We start from the raw sequence: 21630 nt of genomic DNA, 5'->3' as shown, positions 1-21630 counted from the left end.
ACGCGGGCCGAGGTCACGAGCGCGTCCCCACGGTCGTCGCGGCGCCGGGGCTCAGGGGGTGCGGGGCGAGAGCCCGCGGGCGACGGGCGCGCGGGGGGCCGGCCGGTCCACCGAGACCCCGTCGCCCGGGACGACGACCTCCTGCCCGGCCGCGACGTCGCCGCCCTCGCACGCGACGGTCAGCGTGGCGTCCTGGTCCACGCTGCGCTTCACGACGGCGAGCGCGATCGGGCCGAGCTCGTGGTGCCGGGCGACGGACGTGACCGCCCCGGCCGCGCGGCCGTCGGCGCTCACCTCGGCGCCCGCCACGGGCAGCAGGTGACCGGATCCGTCCAGGTGCAGCATGACGAGCCGGCGCGGTGGGCGGCCGAGGTTGTGCACGCGCGCCACGGTCTCCTGCCCCCGGTAGCAGCCCTTGTGCAGGTGCACGGCGGTGCGCAGCCAGTCGAGCTCGTGCGGGATGGTCCGGTGGTCGACGTCGGTCGCGGCCCGGGGGCGCCACGCGGCGACGCGCGCCGCCTCCGACGCCCAGGTGCCGGCGAGACGCCAGCCCGCGGCCTCGCGCGCCCCGACGGCCGTCTCGAGGCCGTCGCGCAGCACGAGCACCACGCGCCAGGGACGCTCGGCGCCCGGGTGCTCGGCGTCGGGCGGGCCGTAGCGCGTGCCGCCCGCGAGGGTCCGCGGCCACGGGTCGCGCCAGGTGACGGGCTCGGCCTCGCCGCCCTCGGCGTCGACGGGCTCGCCCAGGGCCGCCCAGCGGTCGGTGACGTCCGCGACCTCGACCCGCATCATGAACCGCATCGAGTCGAGCCATGCCGCGAGGGCGGGCGCGCTCTCGGTCAGCAGCCACGTCGTCGTGCCGTCGTCCACCACGCCCGCCGCGTGCTCGACGTGGCCGTGGGGGCTCAGGACCAGCGTCTCGGTCGACGTGCGGGGCGCGAGCGCGGCGAGATCCTGGGAGGTGATCGAGTGCAGCCACGTGAGGCGGTCGGGCCCCGTCACCGTGACCACGCCCAGGTGGGAGAGGTCCACGACGGCGCCGCCGTGGGCGAGCGCGCGCTGCTCCGCCGTCGGGTCGCCGTAGTGCCAGGCCACGCCGGCGTCCGGCCCGGCGCCCTCGACCGCACCCGGTCGCGCGAGGAGCGGGCTGCGCCAGGCGGTCACTGCCGCACCAGGCGCGCCGACGCGTACGACTGCAGCGGCTGGCCGAACGCCTCGAGGTCCCACGTCCACATGAGCTCGCCGTGGACGAGGCCGTACAGCCGGGTCGCGCGCGAGATCTCGGCCGCGTCCTGCGTGCGCGCGATGAGGTCGCTCGCGAGGTCGATCCGACCGTTGCCCACCATGCCGAAGTACAGCGTCAGGTGGCCGGCCGGGTCGACGAGCAGCAGCTCCACCGGGTGGCGGTCCTCCGGGATCCCCTCGGGCCTGTCGGCCGGGACGCGCCAGAAGCCCGACTCGGTCCCCCAGACGCGCCCCTCCGGCTCACCCTCCGTGGCCCCCAGGCGCAGGGTGCTCGTCCACCGCAGGTACGGGCCGCCGTCGTGGTCGACGACGACCTCCTGGACGACCGGCGTCTCGGGGATGTTCGGGTAGACGACGACGCCCTCCCCGCGCCACCGGCCGACGAGCCAGGCGAGCGGGTAGACCTCGGGAGCGAGCCCCTCGGGCAGGACGAAGGACACGTCAGCGCTGGCCCTTGAAGAGCTTGTAGACCACGTAGAAGGCGAACCAGCCGATCGTCAGCGCTGACGCGACCAGCAGGCCGATGAAGAAGATCTCGAGGGCCACCATGCCCCGATCCTAAGCGCCCGGCCGGGGCGCCGCGCCTACGCTGCCCGCATGACGACGCCGACTCCCCCACCTCGCGCGGCCGCGCGGTCGCTCGTGGTCAAGACGACCTCCGGCGCGGACCGCCCGGAGGCGTGCAACCAGGCCTTCACGGTCGCGGCGGCGGCGGTCGCGGCCGGCGCGGACGTGAGCCTGTGGCTCACCGGGGAGGCGGCGTGGCTCGCGCTGCCCGGGCGCACGTCCGACGTCGCGCTCGAGCACGCGACCCCGCTGGGCGACCTGCTCGACGTGGTCCTCGCGGCGGGCACGGTGACCGTCTGCACGCAGTGCGCCGCGCGCCGCGGCATCGGCCCGGACGACGTCGTGCCCGGTGTCCGCGTCGCGGGCGCCGCGACGTTCGTGGAGGAGTCGCTGCGGCCGGGGGCGCAGGCGCTGGTCTACTGAGGCCGCGCCCGGACCGGCTCAGCCCAGCAGGACGCGGCCGACGACGTAGACCAGGATCCCGCTGACCGAGACGGGCAGCACGATCGTGGCGAGCGCGGCCCACCGCTTGCTGAGCACGGGGTGCCGGTCGAACAGCACGTGCAGGGACGCGACGAGGATCCCCGTCGCGAGCCCCAGCACCCCTCCGGAGACGATGTCGGTGCCCGGCATGACGGCACCGACCGCACCGCCCGCGATGACCGCGGCGGTCGTGGTCACCGCGGCAGCCGTCCAGCCCCCGAGGTGGACGGCAGAGACGGCCGCGCCGACGGCGAGCGCGAACGCGCCGCTGACCACCAGGGACGCGCCGCCCGGCGTCCGGCCCGCCGCGACCCAGCCCGCGGCGGCCGAGGCGACCAGCACGCCCGCGACGGTCCCGGTGACCGACTCGACGAGGCGCGTGCGCCCGTCCTGCCGCGCGAGCTCGTTGGCGAACGCCAGCAGGACCGCGAGCGCGATGACGATCGGCAGCGCCCGCAGCACGGGCGCGCCCTGCGTCGCGGTCACCGCCACGACGCCGCCCGCCCCGCCGAGCGCGATGACGACCCCGCTGCCCAGCCGCGACGGCAGGTCCAGCAGCACGGGCCAGCCGACGGCCAGCACGAGGGCCAGGAGACCGGCCCCGGCGACCAGCGCCGGGCCGCCCACGACGGCCGCCCCGCCGACGATCGCGGCGACGGCAGCGGTGAGCACCGTACGGGTCGAGAGGTCCATCAGATCGTGGGGTCCGGGGCCGAGAGCACGGCCAGAGTCTCGCAGATCGTCCGCCTGGCGTTGTCGTGGCACCGCACCCACCGCCGCGGCTGTACCGTGATGCCACCTCGTCCGCAGGAGGTGACCGGCGGTGGCAGACCTGCTGCTCCTGACACCCAGTGCTGGGGGCTCCGTCCAGGTGCTCCCGGCCCTTGGCCTACTCTCCCACCGCGTCCGCGTGCTGCCGGTCGAGCCGTCCGCGCTCCTGGACGCGCCCGACGCCGACGTCCTGCTCCTCGACGCCCGCCGGGACCTCGCGACGGCACGCTCGACGTGCCGGCTGCTGCGCGCCACCGGCCTCACGGTGCCGCTCGTCCTCGTGCTCACGGAGGGCGGCCTGACGGTCGTCACGGGCGAGTGGGGCGCGGCCGACATCCTCCTCGAGGACGCGTCGCCCGCCGAGGTCGAGGCCCGCCTGCGGCTCGTCATCGAGCGCTCCGGTGCGGCCAACCCGGTCGAGGACGTCGAGGAGATCTCCTCGGGCGACCTGACCATCGACGCGGGCGGCTACACCGCACGCGTCCGGGGCCGGCCGCTCGACCTCACCTACAAGGAGTTCGAGCTCCTCAAGTACCTCGCCCAGCACCCGGGCCGCGTCTTCACGCGCGCGCAGCTGCTCCAGGAGGTGTGGGGCTACGACTACTTCGGCGGCACGCGCACCGTCGACGTCCACGTCCGGCGGCTGCGCGCCAAGCTCGGTCCCGAGCACGAGCAGCTCATCGGCACCGTCCGCAACGTGGGCTACCGCTTCGACCCGCCCCACCGGCGCGGCGCGGACCGCGACGGCGGCGCCGCGGCGGGCGGGCTCGCGGCGGACGCCGCGGAGCTGACCGCCGGCGCACCCGACGACCAGCACCTCGCCGGGTGAGGCGCCCGCCCGTACCGGTGCCGGGACGGGCGGGGATAGGTTGGCGCGCGTGACCGATCAGTCCGTCGTGCTCCTGGATGGCCCCTGGCGGCACCAGTTCGTCGCCGCCAACGGCGCCCGGTTCCACGTCGCCGAGGCCGGTCCCGCGGCCGGGGCGGACGCACCCGCCCCCCTCGTCGTGCTCCTGCACGGGTTCCCGCAGACGTGGTGGGCGTGGCGGCACCAGATCCCCGCGCTCGCCGACGCCGGCTACCGGGTCGCCGCCATGGACCTGCGCGGCACCGGCGCCTCGGACAAGCCGCCGCTCGGCTACGACGTGCCCACGCTCGCCCGCGACGTGGCGGGCGTCATCCGCTCGCTGGGCGCCCAGGAAGCGGTCGTCGTCGGCCAGGGCGTGGGCGGCGCCGTCGCCTGGTCCATGCCCGCCCTGCACCCCGACCTGACGCGCGCGGTCGGTGCGTTCTCCGCGCCACACCCGGCGCGGATGCACTCCCCCGCCCTCGCCGTGGCGATGCTGCGGTCCACGGCCGCCCGGCGCCTCGCCTTCTTCCAGCTGCCGTGGTTCCCGGAGCAGTCGATGGCGCGCGGCGACCTCACCGAGCGCGTGCTGACCGAGTGGGGCGCTCCCGGCTGGCTCACGCCCGACGTCGCGCGGACCTACCGGCTCGCGATGCAGGTGCCGTTCGCAGCGCACTCCGCGATGGAGACGCTGCGCTGGCTCGTGCGGTCCACGCCGCGCATGGACGGTCAGCGCTACCTCGCGGCGGTACGCGAGCCGGTCCCGGTGCCCGTCCTGCAGGTGCACGGCACGGCCGACCGGTGCCTGCCCGTCCGCGCGGCGCGCGGCGAGGCGGGGCGGCCCTACCGGTTCGAGACGGTGCCGGGCGCCGGCCACTTCCTCGCCGAGGAGGCGCCGGAGCGCACCACCGAGCTGCTGGTCGACTGGCTCGGCTCGCTGCCCGCGCCCACGGCCTGAGACGGGCTCACGCCCCGGTCGGCTCCGCGGGGGCCAGGTCGGGGTCCTTGACCAGCGCCGCGGCGCGCGCGGGATCGGTCTCCCCGATCCCGTAGGACGGGCACAGGCGTGCCAGCGGGCACGCACCGCACGCCGGCCGACGCGCGTGGCACGTGCGCCGGCCGTGGAAGATGACGCGGTGGGAGAACATCGTCCACTCGCGCTTCTCGATCATGGCGCAGAGCTGGGCCTCGACGACCACCGGGTCCTCGTCGGCGGTCAGACCCAGGCGCCGCACGACGCGCCCCACGTGCGTGTCCACCGGCAGGCCGGGGATCCCGAAGGCGTTGCCGAGCACGACGTTCGCCGTCTTGCGGCCGACGCCGGGCAGGGTGACGAGGTCCGCCATCCGCGCCGGGACCTCGCCGTCGTACCGCTCGACCAGGGCCTGCGCGAGCCCCGTGACCGACGCCGCCTTGGCGCGGAAGAACCCCGTCGGCCGCAGGATCTCCTCGAGGTCGCCGCGGTCCGCGGACGCGAGCGCCGCGGCGTCCGGGTAGCGGGCGAACAGGACGGGGGTGACCTGGTTCACGCGCACGTCGGTCGTCTGGGCCGAGAGCACCGTCGCCACCAGCAGCTCGAGCGGCGTGCGGAAGTCGAGCTCGCACCGCGCCGTCGGGTACCGCTCGGCGAGCAGGCGGTTGACCCGCCGCGCGCGGCGGGTGAGCCCCAGCGGGGTCGGCTCGGCCATGGCGACACCCTACGCACGCCCGACGACGCCCGAAGGGGTGAAACCGTCCGGGAACGCCTCAAGATCATCCGGCCGACGGACGATCGATGGGTATCGGCCCGCGGCGGCCGCGGGAGGAGGACGGCATGGCAGGGCACGTGTCCGGTGAGTGGACGATCCCGTCGACGGTCGGCTCACGCTCGACGCGAGCGGCCCTGCGCACCGAACGCGCCCAGCTCGCCCGGTGGCGCCGGCTCGTCCGCGCCCGCCTCGACCTCGCGGTCGCCGCACTCGCACCCCCGGACCACGTCGGTGCGATGACCTGGGACCTGCTGCCCGAGGCCCAGATGGCGCTGCCCGCGCCGCAGGAGCTCGTGCGCGCGGTCACCGTGGCCACGCCGCGGGACCAGGACCCGGTGGCCCTCCTCGAGCACCTGCGCCACCTCGACCAGCGGCTCGCCGCGTACGGCGCGGCGCTCGACGCGGCACTCGAGACGACGGCCCGCCAGGCCTGCCTCGCCGACGCGATGGCACCCGACGCTCGCTGACCCCTTCCGGGTGAGGCAGGATGAGGATGTCGCTCGGCGAGCGACGCTGGTGAACGGCAACGTGGAACGAGGGACTGTGGACGACGACGTGGTGCTCTCGGCCCCCCTGTTCGCCGCGATCGACAAGGACGCGGCGCAGGCCCTGTACGCCTCCATGACGCCCCTGCGCCTGCTGCGCGGGCACGCGGTCTTCCATGAGGGCGAGCCCGGCGACCGCCTGTACGTCATCGGCACCGGCAAGGTGAAGCTCGGTCGCCGGTCGAACGACGGCCGCGAGAACCTGCTCTCGATCCTCGGACCGGGCGAGATGTTCGGCGAGCTCTCGCTGTTCGACCCCGGCCCCCGCACGGCGACGGCGACGGCCGTGGCGGACGCGACGCTGTACGAGCTCAGCCACGCCGAGCTCATCACGTGGCTCGAGCGCTACCCCGCGGTCGCCAAGCACCTGCTCGAGGCGCTCGCCCGCCGGCTGCGCCGGACGAACGAGGCGCTCGCGGACCTCGTCTTCTCCGACGTGCCCGGACGCGTCGCGAAGGCGCTGCTGGACCTGTCCACGCGGTTCGGCGAGGAGGTCACCGACGGCCTGCGGGTCGCCCACGACCTGACGCAGGAGGAGCTCGCGCAGCTCGTCGGGGCGTCGCGCGAGACGGTCAACAAGGCGCTCGCGGACTTCGCCGCCCGCGGCTGGGTGCGGCGCGAGGGCCGGGCCATCGTGCTGCTCGACATCGACCGGCTCGAGCGCCGGGCGCGCTGACGGACCGGCCGCTCTGCGGCAAGCGAGCTCTGCGGTCAGGCGAGCTCGACGACCAGCTCGATCTCGACGGGCGAGTCCAGCGGCAGGACGGCCACGCCCACGGCGCTGCGGGCGTGCTTGCCCGCCTCGCCGAAGACCTGCCCCAGCAGCTCGCTCGCGCCGTTCACCACGGCCGGCTGCCCCGTGAAGGCCGGGTCGCTCGCCACGAAGCCCACGACCTTGACGACGCGACGCACGCGGTCGAGGCTGCCCGCCTGCTCCGCGACGGCCGCGAGGGCGTTGAGCGCCGCGGTCCGCGCGAGCTCGGCCGCGCGCGCCGGCGGCACGAGCCCCTCGCCCTCGCCCACCTTGCCGGTGACCGGCAGCGCGCCGTCCACGAACGGGAGCTGGCCCGCGGTCCAGACGAGCGACCCGCTGCGCACCGCCGGCACGTACGCAGCCACCGGGGCCGCGACGGCGGGCAGGCTCAGGCCGAGCTCCGCGAGCCGGCGGCCGACGCCCCCGTGCTCGCTCACGCGTCGCCGCCGGTCGGGCGCTTGAGGTACGCGACCAGGCCGTTGCCGTCCGGGCCCGTGACGACCTGGACGAGCTCCCAGCCGTCCGCGCCCCACTGGTCGAGGATCGCCTTGGTGGCGTGGACGATCAGGGGAACGGTCGCGTACTCCCACGTGGTGGCCATGCGTGCACCGTACCGGCGTCCACGAAGCCTTCACACCGGGGCGCCCGCGACACCCGGGTCGACGCGACGGCCTCCCGTAGTGTGTGCAGCATGGTGTCCTCTGCGTCCGCTCGGCCTCGGGGCCGGCAGGTCAACGTGCTCCAGGCCCTCGGCCTCCTCCTCGCGTTCCTGCTCATGGCCACCGTGGGCGGGCTGCTGTCGGCGGGCCTCGTCATGCCCGCCGTCGCGACCACGAGCACCCTGACCGACACCGGTGTGCGGCTGTTCGACGAGGTCCCGGCCGACCTCGAGCAGGTGACCCTCTCCGAGAAGTCGGTCATCCACGCGGCCGACGGCACGGTGCTGGCCACCTTCTACAGCGAGAACCGCATCGTGGTGCCGCTCGACCAGATCTCGGTCCACATGCGCAACGCCGTCGTCGCGACCGAGGACCGGCGGTTCTACCAGCACGGCGGGGTCGACCTGCAGGGCATGACCCGAGCGCTGATGAAGAACCTCACGAGCGACGAGCTCGAGGGCGGCTCGACGCTCACCCAGCAGTACGTCAAGAACGCGCTGATCCAGGCCGCCCTCACGGCGGACACGGAGGAGGAGCGCCTGGCGGCGATCGAGGCCGCGCGCGAGACGGAAGGCATACCGGGCTACGCGCGCAAGCTCCAGGAGGCCAAGACCGCGCTCTCGCTCGAGGAGCGCATGACCAAGGACGAGATCCTCGAGGCCTACCTCAACATCTCCCAGTTCGGGCTGTCCGTGTACGGCGTCGAGGCCGCCGCCCAGCACTTCTTCTCGACCTCGGCCGCCAACCTCAACTACCTCCAGGCCGCGACGATCGCCGGCGTCACCAAGGCGCCGAGCGACTACGACCCCGTGCGCAACCCCGAGGCCGCGCAGAGCCGCCGCAACCTCGTGCTCGACCTCATGCTGCGCGAGGGCTACATCACCGCGGAGGAGCACGACGCCGGGGTGGCGACCCCGCTCACCGACACGCTCGTGGTCAGCAGCTCCAAGCTCGGGTGCGTCGAGGCGAACGCCGTCTTCAACGCCGGGTACTTCTGCGACTACGTCACGAAGATCATCGCTAACGACCCGGCCTTCGGCGAGACGCCGGCCGACCGGCAGCGGCTGCTCCTCAACGGCGGCCTGACGATCAACACCACCCTCGTGCCGAGCCTCCAGCAGGCCGCGGACGAGGAGGTCAAGAACGGCATCCCCGTGCTCGACCCGTCCGGCGTCGCGTCGGCGATCTCCGTCGTCGAGCCCGGCACGGGCAAGGTCGTGGCGATGGCGCAGAACCGCATCTTCAACAGCGCCCAGGTCGTCGGCCCGGGCGAGACGGCGGTCAACTACAACACGGACAAGGCCTACGGCTCCTCGGGCGGGTTCCACCCCGGGTCGACGTTCAAGCCCTTCACGCTCGTGCAGTGGCTCAAGGAGGGGCACAGCCTCAACGAGACGATCGACGCGCGGAAGCTCGAGTACCCGATGCGCGAGTTCAACTCGCCGTCGTGCGGTGCCGTCTTCAACGGGCAGCCCCCGTACAGGTTCGGCAACGCCGAGGGCCCCGGCGGCGTCATGAGCGTGCTGCAGGCGACGCGCGGGTCCGTGAACTCCGGGTACATCCGGATGGCGAGCGAGCTCGACCTGTGCGGCATCTTCGACACCGCCGCCGACCTCGGAGTCCACAAGGCCAACGGCGACCCGGTCGACGTCGTGCCGTCCAACGTCCTCGGGTCCACCGAGATCGCGCCGCTGACCATGGCCTCGGCGTTCGCCGCCTTCGCCGCGAACGGCGTGTTCTGCGAGCCGATCGCGATCACGAGCATCGTGGACACCAACGGCGTCTCGCTGCCCGTGCCCCAGCCCAACTGCCGGCAGGCGATCTCGCCGGAGATCGCCGCGGCGATCAACTTCGCGCTCAGCGGCGTCTGGGGCGGCACCGCCAAGGACGTCACGCCGCCTCCCGGGCGACCCTCGGCGGGCAAGACGGGGACCACCTCGCACAACGAGTACACCTGGTTCGTCGGGTACACGCCGCAGCTCGCGTCGGCCGTGTGGGTCGGCTTCCCCGACACCATGCGTCCCGTGCAGCGGATGACGATCAACGGCAAGTGGGTCCGCAACGCGTACGGCTCGACCATCGCGGCGCCGACGTGGTCACGGTTCATGACCCGGGCGCTCGACGGCGTCCCGGCCGTCCCCTTCGCCGAGGCCAGCCGGCAGCAGGTCGAGGGCGTGCAGGTGCGCGTGCCCGACGTCGGCGGCATGACGCCCGAGCAGGCGCAGTCGCAGGTCACCGGCGCGGGCTTCCGGCCGCAGGTCGATCCCACCCCCGTGTTCTCGCAGTACGCACCGGGCACCGCTGCGGGCACCTCGCCCGGGGGCGGCAGCACGGCCACCCGCGGTTCCGTCGTCACCATCCAGATCTCTCAGGGACCCGACCCGGCCGCGGTGGCTCCACCGCCCGGTGGTGGCGGTGAGGAGAACGACCGCGACGGCGACGGCTGACGCCGTGGGCGGCTCCCCCCTGCTGCACCGCGTCGCGGCCTCCTCCGGCGTGCGCGGATGAGCCGGATGCTCCGCACGGCCGGGGTCGTCGGCGCGCTCGGCGTCGGCGCGCTCGCGTGGGCCGCCGCCGAGGCCCACTGGTACACGCTGCGCCGGTTCACGCTGCCGGTGCTCCCCGCTGGCGCGGCGGACCTGCGGGTGCTGCACATCTCCGACCTGCACCTCGTGCCGAGCCAGGAGCGGAAGATCGCCTGGGTACGGTCGCTGGCGACGCTCGAGCCCGACCTGGTCGTCGACACGGGCGACAACATGGCGCACGTCGACGCGCTGGCCCCGCTGCTGCACGCGCTCGAGCCGCTCATGGCCCTGCCCGGCGCATTCGTCATGGGCTCGAACGACTACTACGCGCCCGTGCCGAAGAACCCGGCGCGGTACCTGCGCCGCGACGCCCGCGGGAGCCTGCGGCGGGACCACGTGGCCCTGCCCGCGGACGCGCTCGCCGACGCGCTGCGTGACGCCGGCTGGAAGGACCTGACCAACCGGCGCGACGTCGTCGACGTCGCGGGTCGCCGCGTGAGCCTGGTCGGCGTGGACGACCCGCACCTGGACCGCGACCACTTCCCCGCCGTCACCCGGAGCCACCACTCGCCCGTCGACCTGCGGCTGGCGGTGACGCACGCGCCGTACCGCCGGGTCCTGGACGCGATGCACGCCGACGGCGCCGACGTCGTCCTGGCGGGCCACACGCACGGCGGCCAGCTGTGCGTGCCGTTCCTCGGCGCGCTGGTGACGAACTGCGACCTGGACCGCGGCCGGGCCAAAGGGCTGCACGGCTGGCCGGGCGCGCGGCCGGACGAGCCCGACGGCGCGGACTCGACGTGGCTCCACGTCTGCGCCGGCCTGGGGACCTCGCCCTACGCGCCCGTGCGGTTCGCGTGCCGTCCGGAGGCGAGCCTGCTCACCTTGACCGCCGCGACCCGCTGAGCGGGACGCGGTTCACCGGCACCCTCGGGCTGGGCTATCCTTGTCAGGCTCCACGGGGTGTGGCGCAGCTTGGTAGCGCGCTTCGTTCGGGACGAAGAGGGCGCAGGTTCAAATCCTGTCACCCCGACAGTGCACGAAGGCCCCCGGGCCGGCGGAGACGCCGCCCGGGGGCCTTCGTCGTCCCCGGGCTACAGTCGCCCGCATGCCGATCCCCGACTTCGTCGCCGACCTGCGTGCCCGCATCGGCACCGACATGCTGTGGCTGCCGGGCGTCTCCGGGGTGGTCGTGGACGAGCGCGGGCACCTGCTCCTGGGCCGCCGGGCGGACACCGGCGCCTGGGCCGTCGTCTCGGGCATCCTCGAGCCCGGCGAGGAGCCCGGCGTCGCGATCGTGCGCGAGGCGCGCGAGGAGACGGGCGTGGACGTCGAGGTCGTCGCGCTCACCGCGGTGTCCGTGAGCGAGCGGGTCCGCTACCCCAACGGCGACGAGGCGCAGTACCTCGACACGTGCTTCTGGTGCCGGCCCGTGGCCGGTGAGGCGCACGTGGCCGACGACGAGTCCCTCGAGGTCGGGTGGTTCGCCCCCGGCGCGCTGCCCGAGCCGCTGACGCCCAGCTCGCGCGAGCGCATCGACCGGACGCTGGCGTACATCGCGGCCCGGGCCGAGGGCGCCGCACCCGACCCGTGGTTCGCCCGCTGAGCGGACGGCCCGGGCTCAGGACCAGCGGAAGAACCTCGCCGCCAGCGGCACGCACACGGCCGTCCAGCCGGCCATCGCCAGCAGCTCCTGGGCCGGCACGCCCGTCCCGTACCAAGCCGTCGCCATGGCCTGCGAGACGGCCCCGACGGGCGTCCACGCGCTGATCGTCGCGACGACGTCGGGCATGAGCGGCAGCGGGAGCCAGACGCCCGCCAAGAACATGGACGCGACCCAGGCGACCATGCCGGCCGCGGTCGCCGCGCCGGCGGTGCGCGCCCGGGCCGCGATGAGGCAGCCGAGGGCGAGCGCCGACGTCGCGCCGAGCACGAACGCGGCGAGCAGCACGAGCGGCTGCGACGGCATCGCGATGCCGAGCACGACCGCCCCGAGCACGACGGCGAGGACGCCCGCGACCACGATCGACCCGAGGGCGACGAGCAGCTGGGCGACGAGCACCCGTGACGGGGGCAGGGGCGTCGTCGACAGGCGGCGCAGCACCCCCTTGTCGCGGTAGGTGCCGAGCACCGTCGGGAAGGTCGACAGCGCGGCGGTGCCGATCGCCAGGGAGAGCACGATCGGTGCGTAGGCGGTGATCGTGGTGACCTGGCTCAGCACGGGGTCGGTCGCGTCCACGGGCTCGTCGGCCCAGGGCATCACGAGCCCGAGCACGGTCAGGAGCACGCCCGGGAACAGGAGCCCGAAGAAGGCGGTGCCGCGGTCGCGGAGCAGCAGTCGCGCCTCGACGGCCGTGAGCCGTGCCAGGACGGCGGGAGCGGTGGCGGTGGCGGTGGCGGTGGCGGACATGTCAGACCTCCGGCTGGGACGTGGTGGACCTGCTGGTGAGGGACACGAAGGCGTCCTCGAGGGACCCGCGCTCGAGCTGCAGGTCCACGGCCCGGGCGCCCGCGCGGTCGACGGCCACGAGCACGTCCTGGACCACGTGCTCGCCGCCCCGGACCTCGTAGCGCCCGTCGACGCCGGGGCCGGTCACGGTGGCCCCGGCGGCCCCCAGGCCACCCACCACGTCGCCGACGACCCGGAACCGCAGGACGACGTCGGCCGCGGCGGCCGTCGCGAGCTCGGCGGGCGTGCCCGTCGCCACGACCCGTCCGTCGTCGATGACGACGATCCGGTCGCAGAGCCGCTCGGCCTCCTCCATGAGGTGGGTGACCAGCAGGATGGTCACGCCGCGGTCGCGGATGCGCTCGATGACGGACCAGGTGTCCCGCCGCGCCTGTGGGTCGAGCCCGGTGGTCAGCTCGTCGAGGATCGCGACCTCCGGGTTCCCGACGAGCGCCAGCGCGACCGAGAGTCGCTGCCGCTGGCCGCCGGAGAGCTTGGCGAACTGCGCCTCCGCCTTGTCGGCGAGGCCGAGGTCGCGCAGCAGCTCGGCCGGGTCGGCCGGGTCCGCGTAGAAGGACGCGTAGAGCTCGACCGCCTCGCGCACCCGGATCTTGGCCGGGAGCTCGCTCTCCTGCAGCTGCAGGGCGAGCCGCTGGCGCAGCTCGGGACCGTCGCGGGTCGGGTCGAGGCCGAGCACGCGGATGGTGCCGGCGTCGGGGGTCCGCAGGCCGGCGAGGCACTCGACGGTCGTGGTCTTCCCGGCGCCGTTGCGGCCCAGGATGCCGAGGATCTCGCCCCGGCGGACGGTCAACGAGACGTCGGCGACGGCGACCTTGTCGCGGTAGGTCTTGCGCAGGTGCTCGACCTGCACGACGACGTCGTGCGCGGGTTCCGGGTCGGCGACGGCCGGTGCGGGCTCGGACTGGTCGGGCTGTGTGTGCACGGTGTCTCCCGGGGGTCGGCGGTGCGGTTGTCGGAGGGCGTGGTTCGGACGGGTGGGAAGGGCCGGGCGCCTAGCTCCCCGGACGGTGGATCGCGGCACGGCTCAGGACCATCCGCGTGGCGAGGAGGAGCAGCGCGGCGACCCCGACCGGCAGCAGGGTGGTGGCGGGACCCGTGAGCGAGGGCCAGCCCAGCGCCGCCCCGACCTCGCCCTGCCACCCGGACGCGACCCAGGTCTCGGCCGCGACGGCCGGGCCGACGGTGAGGGGCAGCGTGAGGGTGCCCCACCACGCGCCGGCGCGGTAGTACACGGCCCCCACCAGGGTCCCGGCCGCGCCGTAGGCGGCGAGGTGCGCGGCGGCCTCGAGGATGAGCGGGAGCACGGGCCTGCCCGTCGTGTCCGTGACGGCCGCCTCGACGGCGGCCCCCACGGCCCAGGCGACGCCGCCGGCCAGGGCGGTGACCACGGCGACGGCGACGAGCACGTCGGCGAAGGCGCGGCGGGTCAGCCCGTTCGCGACGTGCGCGGCGAGGCCCGAGGGCACCAGGGAGAGCAGCATGGCGAACGCGAACCAGCGGGGCGCGGAGTCGACGGTGCTCCACATGCCCGCGGCGTCGACCTCGACCCGCAGCGGCGTGCGCGCCATGACGACGACCACGGCCGCGAGGAGCACCCAGTACCAGGCCCAGGCGACCGCGTGACGACGCAGGAGCTGTGCGCTCGCGCGCAGCACCCGGGACCCGCTCCGCGAGCGGGACAGCGCGACGGTGGTCATCTCTTCCTCCTCAGGTGGTCGGCCGGCGCAGAGGCACGCGGCGCAGGACGAGGTGCACGGCGACGAGGCCGAGCACGGCTGCCAGGAGGGCTCCGAGCGCGCGCAGCGGCACGGCGACGCCGGCAGCGAGCTCGAGGGAACCCAGGCTCCAGCCGCCCGAGAGCAGCAGCTGGGCGACGGCGACCGGCAGCAGGGTCAGGGGCAGCGCGAGCGTCCCCGACCAGCCGCCGCCGCGGTAGTAGCCGGCGCCGACGAGCGCGCCGGACGCGCCGTAGGCGAGCATGGCCAGCAGCGCCTCGAGCGCGACGAGACCGAGCTGCGCCCCGTCCGCGTAGAGGTGACCCTCGACCGCCGTGGGCCAGCCGCGCGAGCGGAACACCGCCGTCTCGACCGCGTGGCCGGCCGTCCACAGGACGGCGAAGGCGGCGGCTGTCACGACGAGGACGGCGGCGAGGACCCGGACGAACGCGCGGCGCGTCAGGCCGTTGGCGACGAAGGGACCGGCGGCGCCCGCCGTGACGAAGACCAGCATCGCGAAGGCGAACCACCGGGTCGCGGTGCTGAGGTAGCCCCACGCGCTCAGCTCGAGCACGTCGAAGCGCAGGGCCGCGGCGGCGACGCCGATCCCGACGACCACGAGCGTGAACCAGAACCAGCCCCAGACGGCGAGCTGGCTGCGCAGGCACAGGCGCGTCGCGCGGGCGGCCGGGCCGGTGAGGGACCAGGACGGCGCGACGGCGCTCATCGGCGCTCCCCGGACGTCGTGAGGTGGACGAACAGGTCCTGCAGCGGGACGGGCCCGACCTCGAGGCCGAGCTCGCGCGCGCGACGTCGTGCGTCCGCGTCGAGCCCGCCGTCGACGGTCACCGCGGCGGTGCGGCCCAGGGTCCGGCGCTCGAGGACGCTGCGCCCGTCGAGGAACGCGTCGACGACGTCGGCCGGGCCGGTCAGGGTCGCCCCCCGCGCCCGGAGGGCGTCCGCGTCGTCGGCGAGCAGGACGCGCCCCCGGTCGAGGACGACGACGCTCTCGAAGAGGCGCTCGACCTCCTCGATGAGGTGGCTCGAGACGACGATCGTGCGCGGGTGGGCGGCGTAGTCGGCGAGCAGCTCGTCGTAGAAGGCGTAGCGCGACGGCGCGTCGAGCCCGAGGTAGGACTCGTCGAGCATGGTCAGCGGTGCGCGCGACGCGATCCCGACGACGACGCCGAGCGCGGAGCGCTGCCCGCGCGACATCTCGCCCGGCTTGCGGTCCAGGGGGACCTGGAGCCGCTCGGCGAGGCGTCCGGCGAGCTCGCCGTCCCACGTCGGGCGCACGGCCTCGGCGATCTGGAGCGACGTCCGCGCCTTCTCGTCCATGTGGTCGCCGCTCTCGCGGACGAGGCAGGTGCCGGCCATGATGCGGGCGTTCTCGAACGGGTCCTCGCCGTCGACCAGGACGGTGCCGCTCGTGGCGGGACGGAACGCGGCGAGCACGGACAGCAGCGACGTCTTGCCCGAGCCGTTGCGGCCGAGCAGGCCGTGGATGCGGCCGGGCTCGAGCGTCAGGCTCACGCCGTCGATCGCCGTGGTGCGGCGGTAGCGGACGGTGAGGTCACGGACCTCGACTCCGAAGCTCATCGGGTCTCCTGCTCGGTGGTCGGGGACGGGCTCGCGGGGACGGGGTCGGCGGCGAGGGCCCGGAGGTGGGCGACGACGTCCTCCACCGGGATCTCGAGGCGCCGCGCCTCAGCCGCGACGGGCTCGACGACGTCGGCGAAGAACCGCTCGCGCCGCCCCGCCAGGAGGCGGGCGCGCGCGTCCGGTGCGACGAACATGCCGACACCGCGGCGCTTGTAGAGCACTCCCTCGTCGACCAGCTCGGTGAACGCCTTGGCGGCGGTCGCGGGGTTGATGCGGAACGTGGTCGCGTACTGCGTCGTGGACATGACCTGCTCCTCCTCCCGGAGGGTGCCGTCGAGGATGTCGCCCCGGATCTGGTCGGCGATCTGGAGGTAGATCGGGTCGCGTCCGTCGAACACGGTCACGTCCTCCCGCCGCTTGGGTGGTTCATTACAGGAGTAATGAACCACGGAACCGACCGGGGCGCAAGGACGGATCCCGTCGTGCGCCCCGGCGCCCTGCGCGGGCTTCCCTCAGGGCGCGCGGCCAGTAAGGTCCGCGCGTGAGCTTCTTCCTCTTCTCGCCCCTCGGGCTGATCGCGCTGGGACTCCTCGTCGGAGGGCTGCTCATGGTGCGGTCCGCGCTCGCGTCGCGCCGCGTGCCCGTGCCCGGGCGGGTGGTGGACCGGTCGTGGATGACGCAGCCGCCCCGCGTCACCGTCGAGTACCCGTCCCCGCACGGCGAGACCCTGTCCGCCCGCCTCTCGGCCGGACCGATCTACGGCCTGCGGGGCCTGACCGTCGGCGACGCGGTCACGGTCTACGTCAACCCGCAGCGCCCGCACGACGTGACGCTCGGCCCGGGCAGCGCGACGACGACCTACGGCGTCGCGCTCGCGACGATGGGGGCCCTGCTCCTGCTGTTCCTGCTGCGCCTGGGCAGCTGAGACCGCCCGGCCGGGACGCCGGGCCGGGCCGTCAGGCCGTGGCGAGCCGCTTCGCCGCGACGAGCTCCGCGATCTGCACCGCGTTGAGCGCCGCGCCCTTGCGCAGGTTGTCGTTGCTGACGAAGAGCGCCAGCCCGCGCCCCTCCGGCGCGCTCTGGTCCGCCCGGATGCGCCCGACGAAGCTCGGGTCCCGGCCGGCGGCCTGCAGCGGCGTCGGGATGTCGCTCAGCTCGACGCCCGGGGCCGCCGCGAGCAGCTCGGTCGCGCGCTCGACGGACAGGGGCCGCTCGAACTCGGCGTTGATCGACAGCGAGTGACCGGTGAAGACCGGCACCCGCACGCAGGTGCCCGCGACGCGCAGCTCGGGCAGGTCGAGGATCTTGCGGCTCTCGTTGCGGAGCTTCTGCTCCTCGTCGGTCTCGAACGAGCCGTCGTCGACGAGGGCGCCCGCCATCGGCAGGACGTTGAAGGCGATGGGCCGCGCGTAGATCCCGGGCTCCGGGAAGGCGACAGCGCCGCCGTCGTGCGTCAGGGCCGCGATGTCGGCGCCCTCGAGCGCGCGGACCTGGGTCTCGAGCTCGGCGACGCCCTTGAGGCCGCCGCCCGAGACCGCCTGGTAGGTCGAGACGACGAGGCGCACGAGCCCCGCCTCGTCGTGCAGCGGCTTGAGGACCGGCATCGCGGCCATCGTGGTGCAGTTGGGGTTCGCGATGATGCCCTTGACCGCGCGGTCGACCGCGTCCGGGTTGACCTCGCTCACGACGAGCGGGACCTCCGGGTCGCGGCGCCACGCGGACGAGTTGTCGATCACGAGGGCACCGGCGGCCGCGAAGCGCGGCGCGTGCTCCTTCGACGTCGCCCCGCCCGCGGAGAACAGCGCGACGTCGATGCCGGACAGGTCGGCCGTGGCCGTGTCCTCGACGACCACCTCGGTGCCGCGCCACGGCAGCGTCGTGCCGGCCGAGCGCGCCGAGGCGAAGAAGCGGATGGAGGCGAGCGGGAAGTCGCGCTCGTCCAGCAGGCGGCGCATCACGGCGCCGACCTGCCCGGTCGCGCCGACGACGGCGACCCGGAGGCCGGGTGCGGTGGTGCTGGTCTGGTTCGTGGTCATCGTCCGGTCCCCCCGTACACGACGGCCTCGCCGTCGGCGGAGTCGAGGTCGAAAGCGGTGTGGACGGCGCGCACGGCGTCGTCGAGCTGGTCGGCGCGCGTCACGACCGAGACGCGGATCTCGGACGTCGAGATCATCTCGATGTTGATGCCGGCGTCGCGCAGCGCCCCGAAGAGCTTGGCGGAGACGCCCGGGTGCGACCGCATCCCGGCGCCCACGAGCGAGAGCTTGCCGATCGTGTCGTCGTACTGGAGCGAGGCGAACCCGATCTGGTCCTGCGCGGCGCTCAGCGCCGCCGTCGCGCGCTGTCCGTCGCTCGCCGGGAGCGTGAAGGAGATGTCCGTCAGGCCGGTGGACGCCGCCGACACGTTCTGCACGATCATGTCGATGTTGACCTCGGCGCCGGCGACGATCTCGAAGATCCGCGCGGCGGTGCCGGGCACGTCGGGGACGCCGACCACCGTGACCTTGGCCTCGCTGCGGTCGTGCGCGACACCCGAGATGATCGGCTGCTCCATGGGTCCCTCTCCCTCGACGGGCTGGTCGGTCACCAACGTGCCCTCGCGCCCCGAGAACGAGGAACGCACGTGGATGGTCACCTTGTTCCGGCGGGCGTACTCGACGCAGCGGAGCATGAGCACCTTGGCCCCGCTCGCCGCCAGGTCGAGCATCTCCTCGTAGGTGACCCGCTCGAGCTTGCGTGCCGTCGGCACGATGCGGGGGTCGGCGGTGAAGACGCCGTCGACGTCGGTGTAGATCTCGCAGACGTCGGCGCCCACGGCCGCGGCGATGGCGACGGCGGTCGTGTCCGAGCCGCCGCGGCCCAGCGTCGTGACGTCGTTCGTGCTCTCGGTGACGCCCTGGAAGCCCGCGACGATCGCGACGTTGCCCGCGTCGAGCGCCTGGCGGATGCGGTTGGCCTTGACGTCCACGATCCGCGCGCGCCCGTGCGCGGCGTCGGTGATGACACCGGCCTGCTGACCCGTGAACGACTGCGCCTGCACGCCGAGGTTGGCGATCGCCATCGCGAGCAGCGACATCGAGATCCGCTCCCCGGCGGTGAGCAGGATGTCCATCTCGCGCGACGGCGGCAGCGGCGTGATCTCGTTCGCGAGGTCGATGAGCTCGTCCGTCGTGTCACCCATCGCCGAGACGACGACGACGACGTCGTCGCCGGCGCGCTTCGCCTCGGTGATCCGCTTCGCGACGCGCTTGATCGCGGCGGCGTCCGAGACGGACGACCCGCCGTACTTCTGCACGATCAGGGCCACGGTGGAGCTCCGGGAGGTCGAGACGGGGTGCGACCGGATCACGCACGGGATCCGACCCTCGAATGATAGGTCGGCCCACGCCTCGGACATCCGGGTGTCCGAGGCGTGGGCCGCGGCGGTGGGGGGAGGATGGGGGGCATGAGGACGCGCCTGCTGACCTGCCTCGCCGCCGCCGCCGCGCTGGGCCTCGTCGGCTGCGCCGACGCGGGCGATCCCGAGCCGACGCCCACGCCGGGCGCGACGGCACCGGCGACCCCCACGCCGTCGGGCGACCCCACGCCGGCCGCCGTCGGCGCGGCCTCGCTCACCGTGACGGTGGACGAGACCGGCTCGGGCGCGACGACCACCCTCACCCTGACGTGCGACCCGGCGGGCGGCGACCACCCCGACCCCGAGGGCGCCTGCGCGGCCCTGGCGGCCGTGGGCACCGCCGGCCTCGCCGAGACGCCGCCGGACGTCATGTGCACGCAGCAGTGGGGCGGACCGCAGGTCGCCACGGTGGAGGGCACGGTCGACGGGGCGCCGGTCAGCGCGCGGTTCTCGCTCACCGACGGCTGCGAGATCGCGCGCTGGGACGCGCTGGTGCCGCTGCTCCCGGCCGCGGGCGGCGGGATGTGACCAGCCCTGCCCTCAGGGGTGCAGGGCCTGGAACTCCGCCTCGGCGGCGACGTCGTCGTCGACGTCCAGGCGCAGGTGCGCGAGGACCGTCTGCAGGACGCGCAGGACGGCGGACGCGCGCTCGCCCCAGTTGGACAGGTACGAGTACTGCCACCACCACAGGGCCTCGGTCACGCGGCCCGCGGCGTGGTGCCGCAGGCCCTGGGCGAGCGACCCCGCGATGAGCATGAGGTCGCCGGAGACGGACGACGTGACGACGTCGCCTCCCAGCACCGGGTCATCGACCTCGGCGTAGTCGTCGATCCCGTCGAGGACGTTCTCGAGCGCGGCGCGCAGCGGGTCGAGGTCGGGGTCCGGACCCAGGTCCGGCTCGAAGCGCTCGACCGGGACGACGTCGACCATCGCGCCCAGGCGCGCGCCCGCCGCCAGCACGTCGGACACGGCGAGCAGCAGCAGGGCGATGGCGGCGTCGGGGTTGGCGTTCGCGCCCACCTCGGTGACGGTCGTCAGGAAGCTGCGCGACTCCGAGGCCATCGAGTGCGCGACCTCGCGCAGGTCGGCCGGGGCGCCGGCAGGCACGTCGGCGGGCTCGTCCTGCCTCGGTCGCGGGATCATGGGGATGTCAGGCACTGATCTGCCTCCGTCCTTCGAAGGCACGCCCGAGCGTGACCTCATCGGCGTACTCCAGGTCGCCCCCGACCGGCAGCCCGGAGGCGAGACGCGTGACCCGCAGCCCCATGGGGACCAGGAGGCGCGCGAGATAGGTCGAGGTGGCCTCGCCCTCGACGTTCGGGTCGGTCGCGAGGATCACCTCGGTGACCGTGCCGTCGGCGAGGCGCGACATGAGCTCCTTGATGCGCAGGTCGTCCGGGCCGACGTTGTCGATCGGGTTGATCGCGCCGCCGAGCACGTGGTACCGACCGCGGAACTCGCGCGTGCGCTCGATCGCCACGACGTCCTTCGGCTCCTCCACGACGCAGATGACCGCCGTGGAGCGGCGCGGGTCGCGGCAGACGCGGCACAGCTCCTCCTGCGACACGTTGCCGCAGACGCTGCAGAAGCGGACGCGCGCCTTGACCTCGGTCAGGGCGTCGGCGAGACGCCGCACGTCGGCGGGGTCCGCCGCGAGGAGGTGGAACGCGATGCGCTGGGCGCTCTTGGGACCGACCCCGGGCAGTCGCCCGAGCTCGTCGATCAGATCCTGGACCGCACCCTCGTACACCCGGCCAGCCTACGTGGTCGGCACCGACCCGGCGCCGACGCCGCGCACGGGAGACACCACGGGCACGCAGGCACGCAGCCAGGGACGCGGAGGGTTCTGCCCGCGGGCCGGCCACAACCCTCCGCCCCGGCGGACGCGGCGCGCGCGACGAGCACCGGCATCGCGGGCACCGGCGCACGAACGGGAACGGAGGGTTGTGGCCGCGGAGCGGGTGCAACCCTCCGTCGAAGCGGGCGACGCGACGGCAGCGCGAGGTCGCCGCGCGGCGTGACGCGACGGCGGTGCGACGTCGCCAGGGCGCGCGGCGCGGTGCGGCGGGTCGCACCTGGGTCTGTGCGGCTAGCGGGAGTCCTCGATGATCTCGTCGACCACCGTGCCGCCGAGCATCTGCGCCACCAACGGGGCGCCGACCAGCCCGGTGGAGAGCAGGTCGGGGTCGTCCGGGCTGGCGTCGTCGCCGTCGTCCTCGGGGCGGCGGACGGCGGCGGGCGCGTCCTGCTGGAAGCGCGGGCGGGCGCCCTCGGGGACGCGCAGCGGCTGGCGCGGCGCCCC

At 74.6% G+C, this 21630-nt stretch carries 27 protein-coding genes and 1 tRNA gene; 11 read left to right on the top strand and 17 right to left on the bottom strand.

Features of this window, described 5'->3' with window-relative positions; all coding sequences use genetic code 11:
* Positions 1-51 precede the first annotated feature (51 nt).
* Together IDM29_RS05185 and IDM29_RS05180 are read right to left on the bottom strand one after the other, a co-directional pair.
* Complete coding sequence (locus IDM29_RS05185; protein ID WP_182112260.1) at positions 52-1164, bottom strand: folate-binding protein YgfZ; 1113 nt, start codon at positions 1162-1164, stop codon at positions 52-54.
* Entirely contained in the window at positions 1161-1685 is a 525-nt protein-coding gene (locus IDM29_RS05180) for an FABP family protein (RefSeq protein ID WP_182112261.1), read from the bottom strand. The genes IDM29_RS05185 and IDM29_RS05180 overlap by 4 nt, the downstream gene beginning before the upstream one ends.
* Positions 1686-1842: 157 nt before the next feature.
* Between IDM29_RS05180 and IDM29_RS05175 the strand changes: the two genes are divergently transcribed.
* The gene (locus tag IDM29_RS05175) at positions 1843-2235 is read left to right on the top strand and encodes a DsrE family protein (RefSeq protein ID WP_182112262.1); all 393 of its coding nucleotides are present in this window, start codon (positions 1843-1845) and stop codon (positions 2233-2235) included.
* An 18-nt stretch (positions 2236-2253) separates the two neighbouring features.
* Here the strand turns inward: IDM29_RS05175 and IDM29_RS05170 are convergent, their stop codons facing one another.
* Positions 2254-2988: a hypothetical protein gene (locus IDM29_RS05170; protein ID WP_182112263.1), complete on the bottom strand. Its 735-nt coding sequence runs from the start codon at positions 2986-2988 to the stop codon at positions 2254-2256.
* 130 nt (positions 2989-3118) lie between these two features.
* Here IDM29_RS05170 and IDM29_RS05165 point away from each other — a divergent pair, with 130 nt between their 5' ends.
* Together IDM29_RS05165 and IDM29_RS05160 are read left to right on the top strand one after the other, a co-directional pair.
* Positions 3119-3895, top strand: coding sequence for a response regulator transcription factor (locus IDM29_RS05165; RefSeq protein WP_182112264.1), 777 nt, complete (start codon positions 3119-3121; stop codon positions 3893-3895).
* A 49-nt stretch (positions 3896-3944) separates the two neighbouring features.
* Entirely contained in the window at positions 3945-4871 is a 927-nt protein-coding gene (locus tag IDM29_RS05160; protein WP_188037263.1) for an alpha/beta fold hydrolase, read from the top strand.
* A gap of 7 nt (positions 4872-4878) precedes the next feature.
* On the opposite strand, the gene nth is transcribed toward IDM29_RS05160, so the two are convergent.
* Complete coding sequence (gene nth, locus IDM29_RS05155; RefSeq protein ID WP_182112266.1) at positions 4879-5601, bottom strand: endonuclease III; 723 nt, start codon at positions 5599-5601, stop codon at positions 4879-4881.
* A gap of 125 nt (positions 5602-5726) precedes the next feature.
* On the opposite strand from nth, the gene IDM29_RS05150 reads away from it, so the two are divergent.
* Positions 5727-6128, top strand: coding sequence for a hypothetical protein (locus IDM29_RS05150; protein WP_182112267.1), 402 nt, complete (start codon positions 5727-5729; stop codon positions 6126-6128).
* 76 nt (positions 6129-6204) lie between these two features.
* Positions 6205-6882, top strand: a complete 678-nt coding sequence (locus IDM29_RS05145) for a Crp/Fnr family transcriptional regulator (protein ID WP_304518597.1) — start codon at positions 6205-6207, stop codon at positions 6880-6882.
* A 35-nt stretch (positions 6883-6917) separates the two neighbouring features.
* On the opposite strand, the gene IDM29_RS05140 is transcribed toward IDM29_RS05145, so the two are convergent.
* Positions 6918-7397, bottom strand: a complete 480-nt coding sequence (locus IDM29_RS05140; protein WP_182112268.1) for a RidA family protein — start codon at positions 7395-7397, stop codon at positions 6918-6920.
* Entirely contained in the window at positions 7394-7561 is a 168-nt protein-coding gene (locus tag IDM29_RS05135; RefSeq protein WP_182112269.1) for a DUF4177 domain-containing protein, read from the bottom strand. Before IDM29_RS05135 ends, IDM29_RS05140 begins: the two co-directional genes overlap by 4 nt.
* A gap of 90 nt (positions 7562-7651) precedes the next feature.
* Between IDM29_RS05135 and IDM29_RS05130 the strand changes: the two genes are divergently transcribed.
* The 4 genes from IDM29_RS05130 to IDM29_RS05115 all read left to right on the top strand — a co-directional run bounded on the left by IDM29_RS05130 (position 7652) and on the right by IDM29_RS05115 (position 11750).
* Positions 7652-10066, top strand: a complete 2415-nt coding sequence (locus IDM29_RS05130) for a transglycosylase domain-containing protein (RefSeq protein WP_182112270.1) — start codon at positions 7652-7654, stop codon at positions 10064-10066.
* Positions 10067-10123: 57 nt separating this feature from the next.
* Positions 10124-11050: a metallophosphoesterase gene (locus IDM29_RS05125; protein WP_182112271.1), complete on the top strand. Its 927-nt coding sequence runs from the start codon at positions 10124-10126 to the stop codon at positions 11048-11050.
* Positions 11051-11103: 53 nt separating this feature from the next.
* Positions 11104-11177 (top strand) — tRNA-Pro (locus IDM29_RS05120).
* 75 nt (positions 11178-11252) lie between these two features.
* Positions 11253-11750: an NUDIX domain-containing protein gene (locus tag IDM29_RS05115; RefSeq protein WP_182112272.1), complete on the top strand. Its 498-nt coding sequence runs from the start codon at positions 11253-11255 to the stop codon at positions 11748-11750.
* 15 nt (positions 11751-11765) lie between these two features.
* On the opposite strand, the gene IDM29_RS05110 is transcribed toward IDM29_RS05115, so the two are convergent.
* From IDM29_RS05110 to IDM29_RS05085, 6 genes are all read right to left on the bottom strand, one after another.
* Positions 11766-12554: an ABC transporter permease gene (locus IDM29_RS05110; RefSeq protein WP_182112273.1), complete on the bottom strand. Its 789-nt coding sequence runs from the start codon at positions 12552-12554 to the stop codon at positions 11766-11768.
* A 1-nt stretch (position 12555) separates the two neighbouring features.
* A complete protein-coding gene (locus IDM29_RS05105; RefSeq protein WP_182112274.1) occupies positions 12556-13536 on the bottom strand; it encodes an ABC transporter ATP-binding protein in 981 nt (326 codons plus the stop codon).
* A gap of 70 nt (positions 13537-13606) precedes the next feature.
* Positions 13607-14311 carry a hypothetical protein gene (locus IDM29_RS05100; RefSeq protein ID WP_182112275.1) on the bottom strand — a complete coding sequence of 235 codons (705 nt, stop codon included), beginning with the start codon at positions 14309-14311 and terminating at the stop codon, positions 13607-13609.
* A 10-nt stretch (positions 14312-14321) separates the two neighbouring features.
* Positions 14322-15056, bottom strand: a complete 735-nt coding sequence (locus tag IDM29_RS05095; protein ID WP_182112276.1) for a hypothetical protein — start codon at positions 15054-15056, stop codon at positions 14322-14324.
* A complete protein-coding gene (locus IDM29_RS05090) occupies positions 15053-15928 on the bottom strand; it encodes an ATP-binding cassette domain-containing protein (RefSeq protein WP_182112277.1) in 876 nt (291 codons plus the stop codon). The genes IDM29_RS05095 and IDM29_RS05090 overlap by 4 nt, the downstream gene beginning before the upstream one ends.
* Complete coding sequence (locus IDM29_RS05085; RefSeq protein WP_182112278.1) at positions 15925-16329, bottom strand: GntR family transcriptional regulator; 405 nt, start codon at positions 16327-16329, stop codon at positions 15925-15927. The genes IDM29_RS05090 and IDM29_RS05085 overlap by 4 nt, the downstream gene beginning before the upstream one ends.
* A gap of 143 nt (positions 16330-16472) precedes the next feature.
* On the opposite strand from IDM29_RS05085, the gene IDM29_RS05080 reads away from it, so the two are divergent.
* Positions 16473-16856 carry a DUF3592 domain-containing protein gene (locus IDM29_RS05080; protein ID WP_182112279.1) on the top strand — a complete coding sequence of 128 codons (384 nt, stop codon included), beginning with the start codon at positions 16473-16475 and terminating at the stop codon, positions 16854-16856.
* Positions 16857-16887: 31 nt separating this feature from the next.
* Here IDM29_RS05080 and IDM29_RS05075 read toward each other — a convergent pair whose 3' ends face one another.
* Both IDM29_RS05075 and IDM29_RS05070 read right to left on the bottom strand, forming a co-directional pair.
* On the bottom strand, positions 16888-17967 hold the full coding sequence (locus IDM29_RS05075) for an aspartate-semialdehyde dehydrogenase (RefSeq protein ID WP_182112280.1): 1080 nt from the start codon (positions 17965-17967) through the stop codon (positions 16888-16890).
* Positions 17964-19238, bottom strand: coding sequence for an aspartate kinase (locus tag IDM29_RS05070; protein WP_182112281.1), 1275 nt, complete (start codon positions 19236-19238; stop codon positions 17964-17966). The genes IDM29_RS05075 and IDM29_RS05070 overlap by 4 nt, the downstream gene beginning before the upstream one ends.
* Positions 19239-19376: 138 nt before the next feature.
* Here IDM29_RS05070 and IDM29_RS05065 point away from each other — a divergent pair, with 138 nt between their 5' ends.
* Positions 19377-19856, top strand: coding sequence for an SSI family serine proteinase inhibitor (locus IDM29_RS05065; protein ID WP_182112282.1), 480 nt, complete (start codon positions 19377-19379; stop codon positions 19854-19856).
* A gap of 12 nt (positions 19857-19868) precedes the next feature.
* Here the strand turns inward: IDM29_RS05065 and IDM29_RS05060 are convergent, their stop codons facing one another.
* The 3 genes from IDM29_RS05060 to IDM29_RS05050 all read right to left on the bottom strand — a co-directional run.
* Entirely contained in the window at positions 19869-20471 is a 603-nt protein-coding gene (locus IDM29_RS05060) for a DUF5063 domain-containing protein (protein ID WP_182114314.1), read from the bottom strand.
* A 7-nt stretch (positions 20472-20478) separates the two neighbouring features.
* Positions 20479-21078, bottom strand: coding sequence for a recombination mediator RecR (recR, locus tag IDM29_RS05055; protein WP_182112283.1), 600 nt, complete (start codon positions 21076-21078; stop codon positions 20479-20481).
* A 339-nt stretch (positions 21079-21417) separates the two neighbouring features.
* Positions 21418-21630 (bottom strand): hypothetical protein (locus IDM29_RS05050; protein ID WP_188037262.1); only part of this gene is annotated, 213 nt, incomplete at its 5' end.

Source organism: Actinotalea sp. JY-7885 (genome assembly GCF_014525465.1).
GTDB lineage: Bacteria > Actinomycetota > Actinomycetes > Actinomycetales > Cellulomonadaceae > Actinotalea.
The sequence above is the reverse complement of the archived record's forward strand: the minus strand, read 5'-3'. Positions and strand labels throughout refer to the sequence as shown.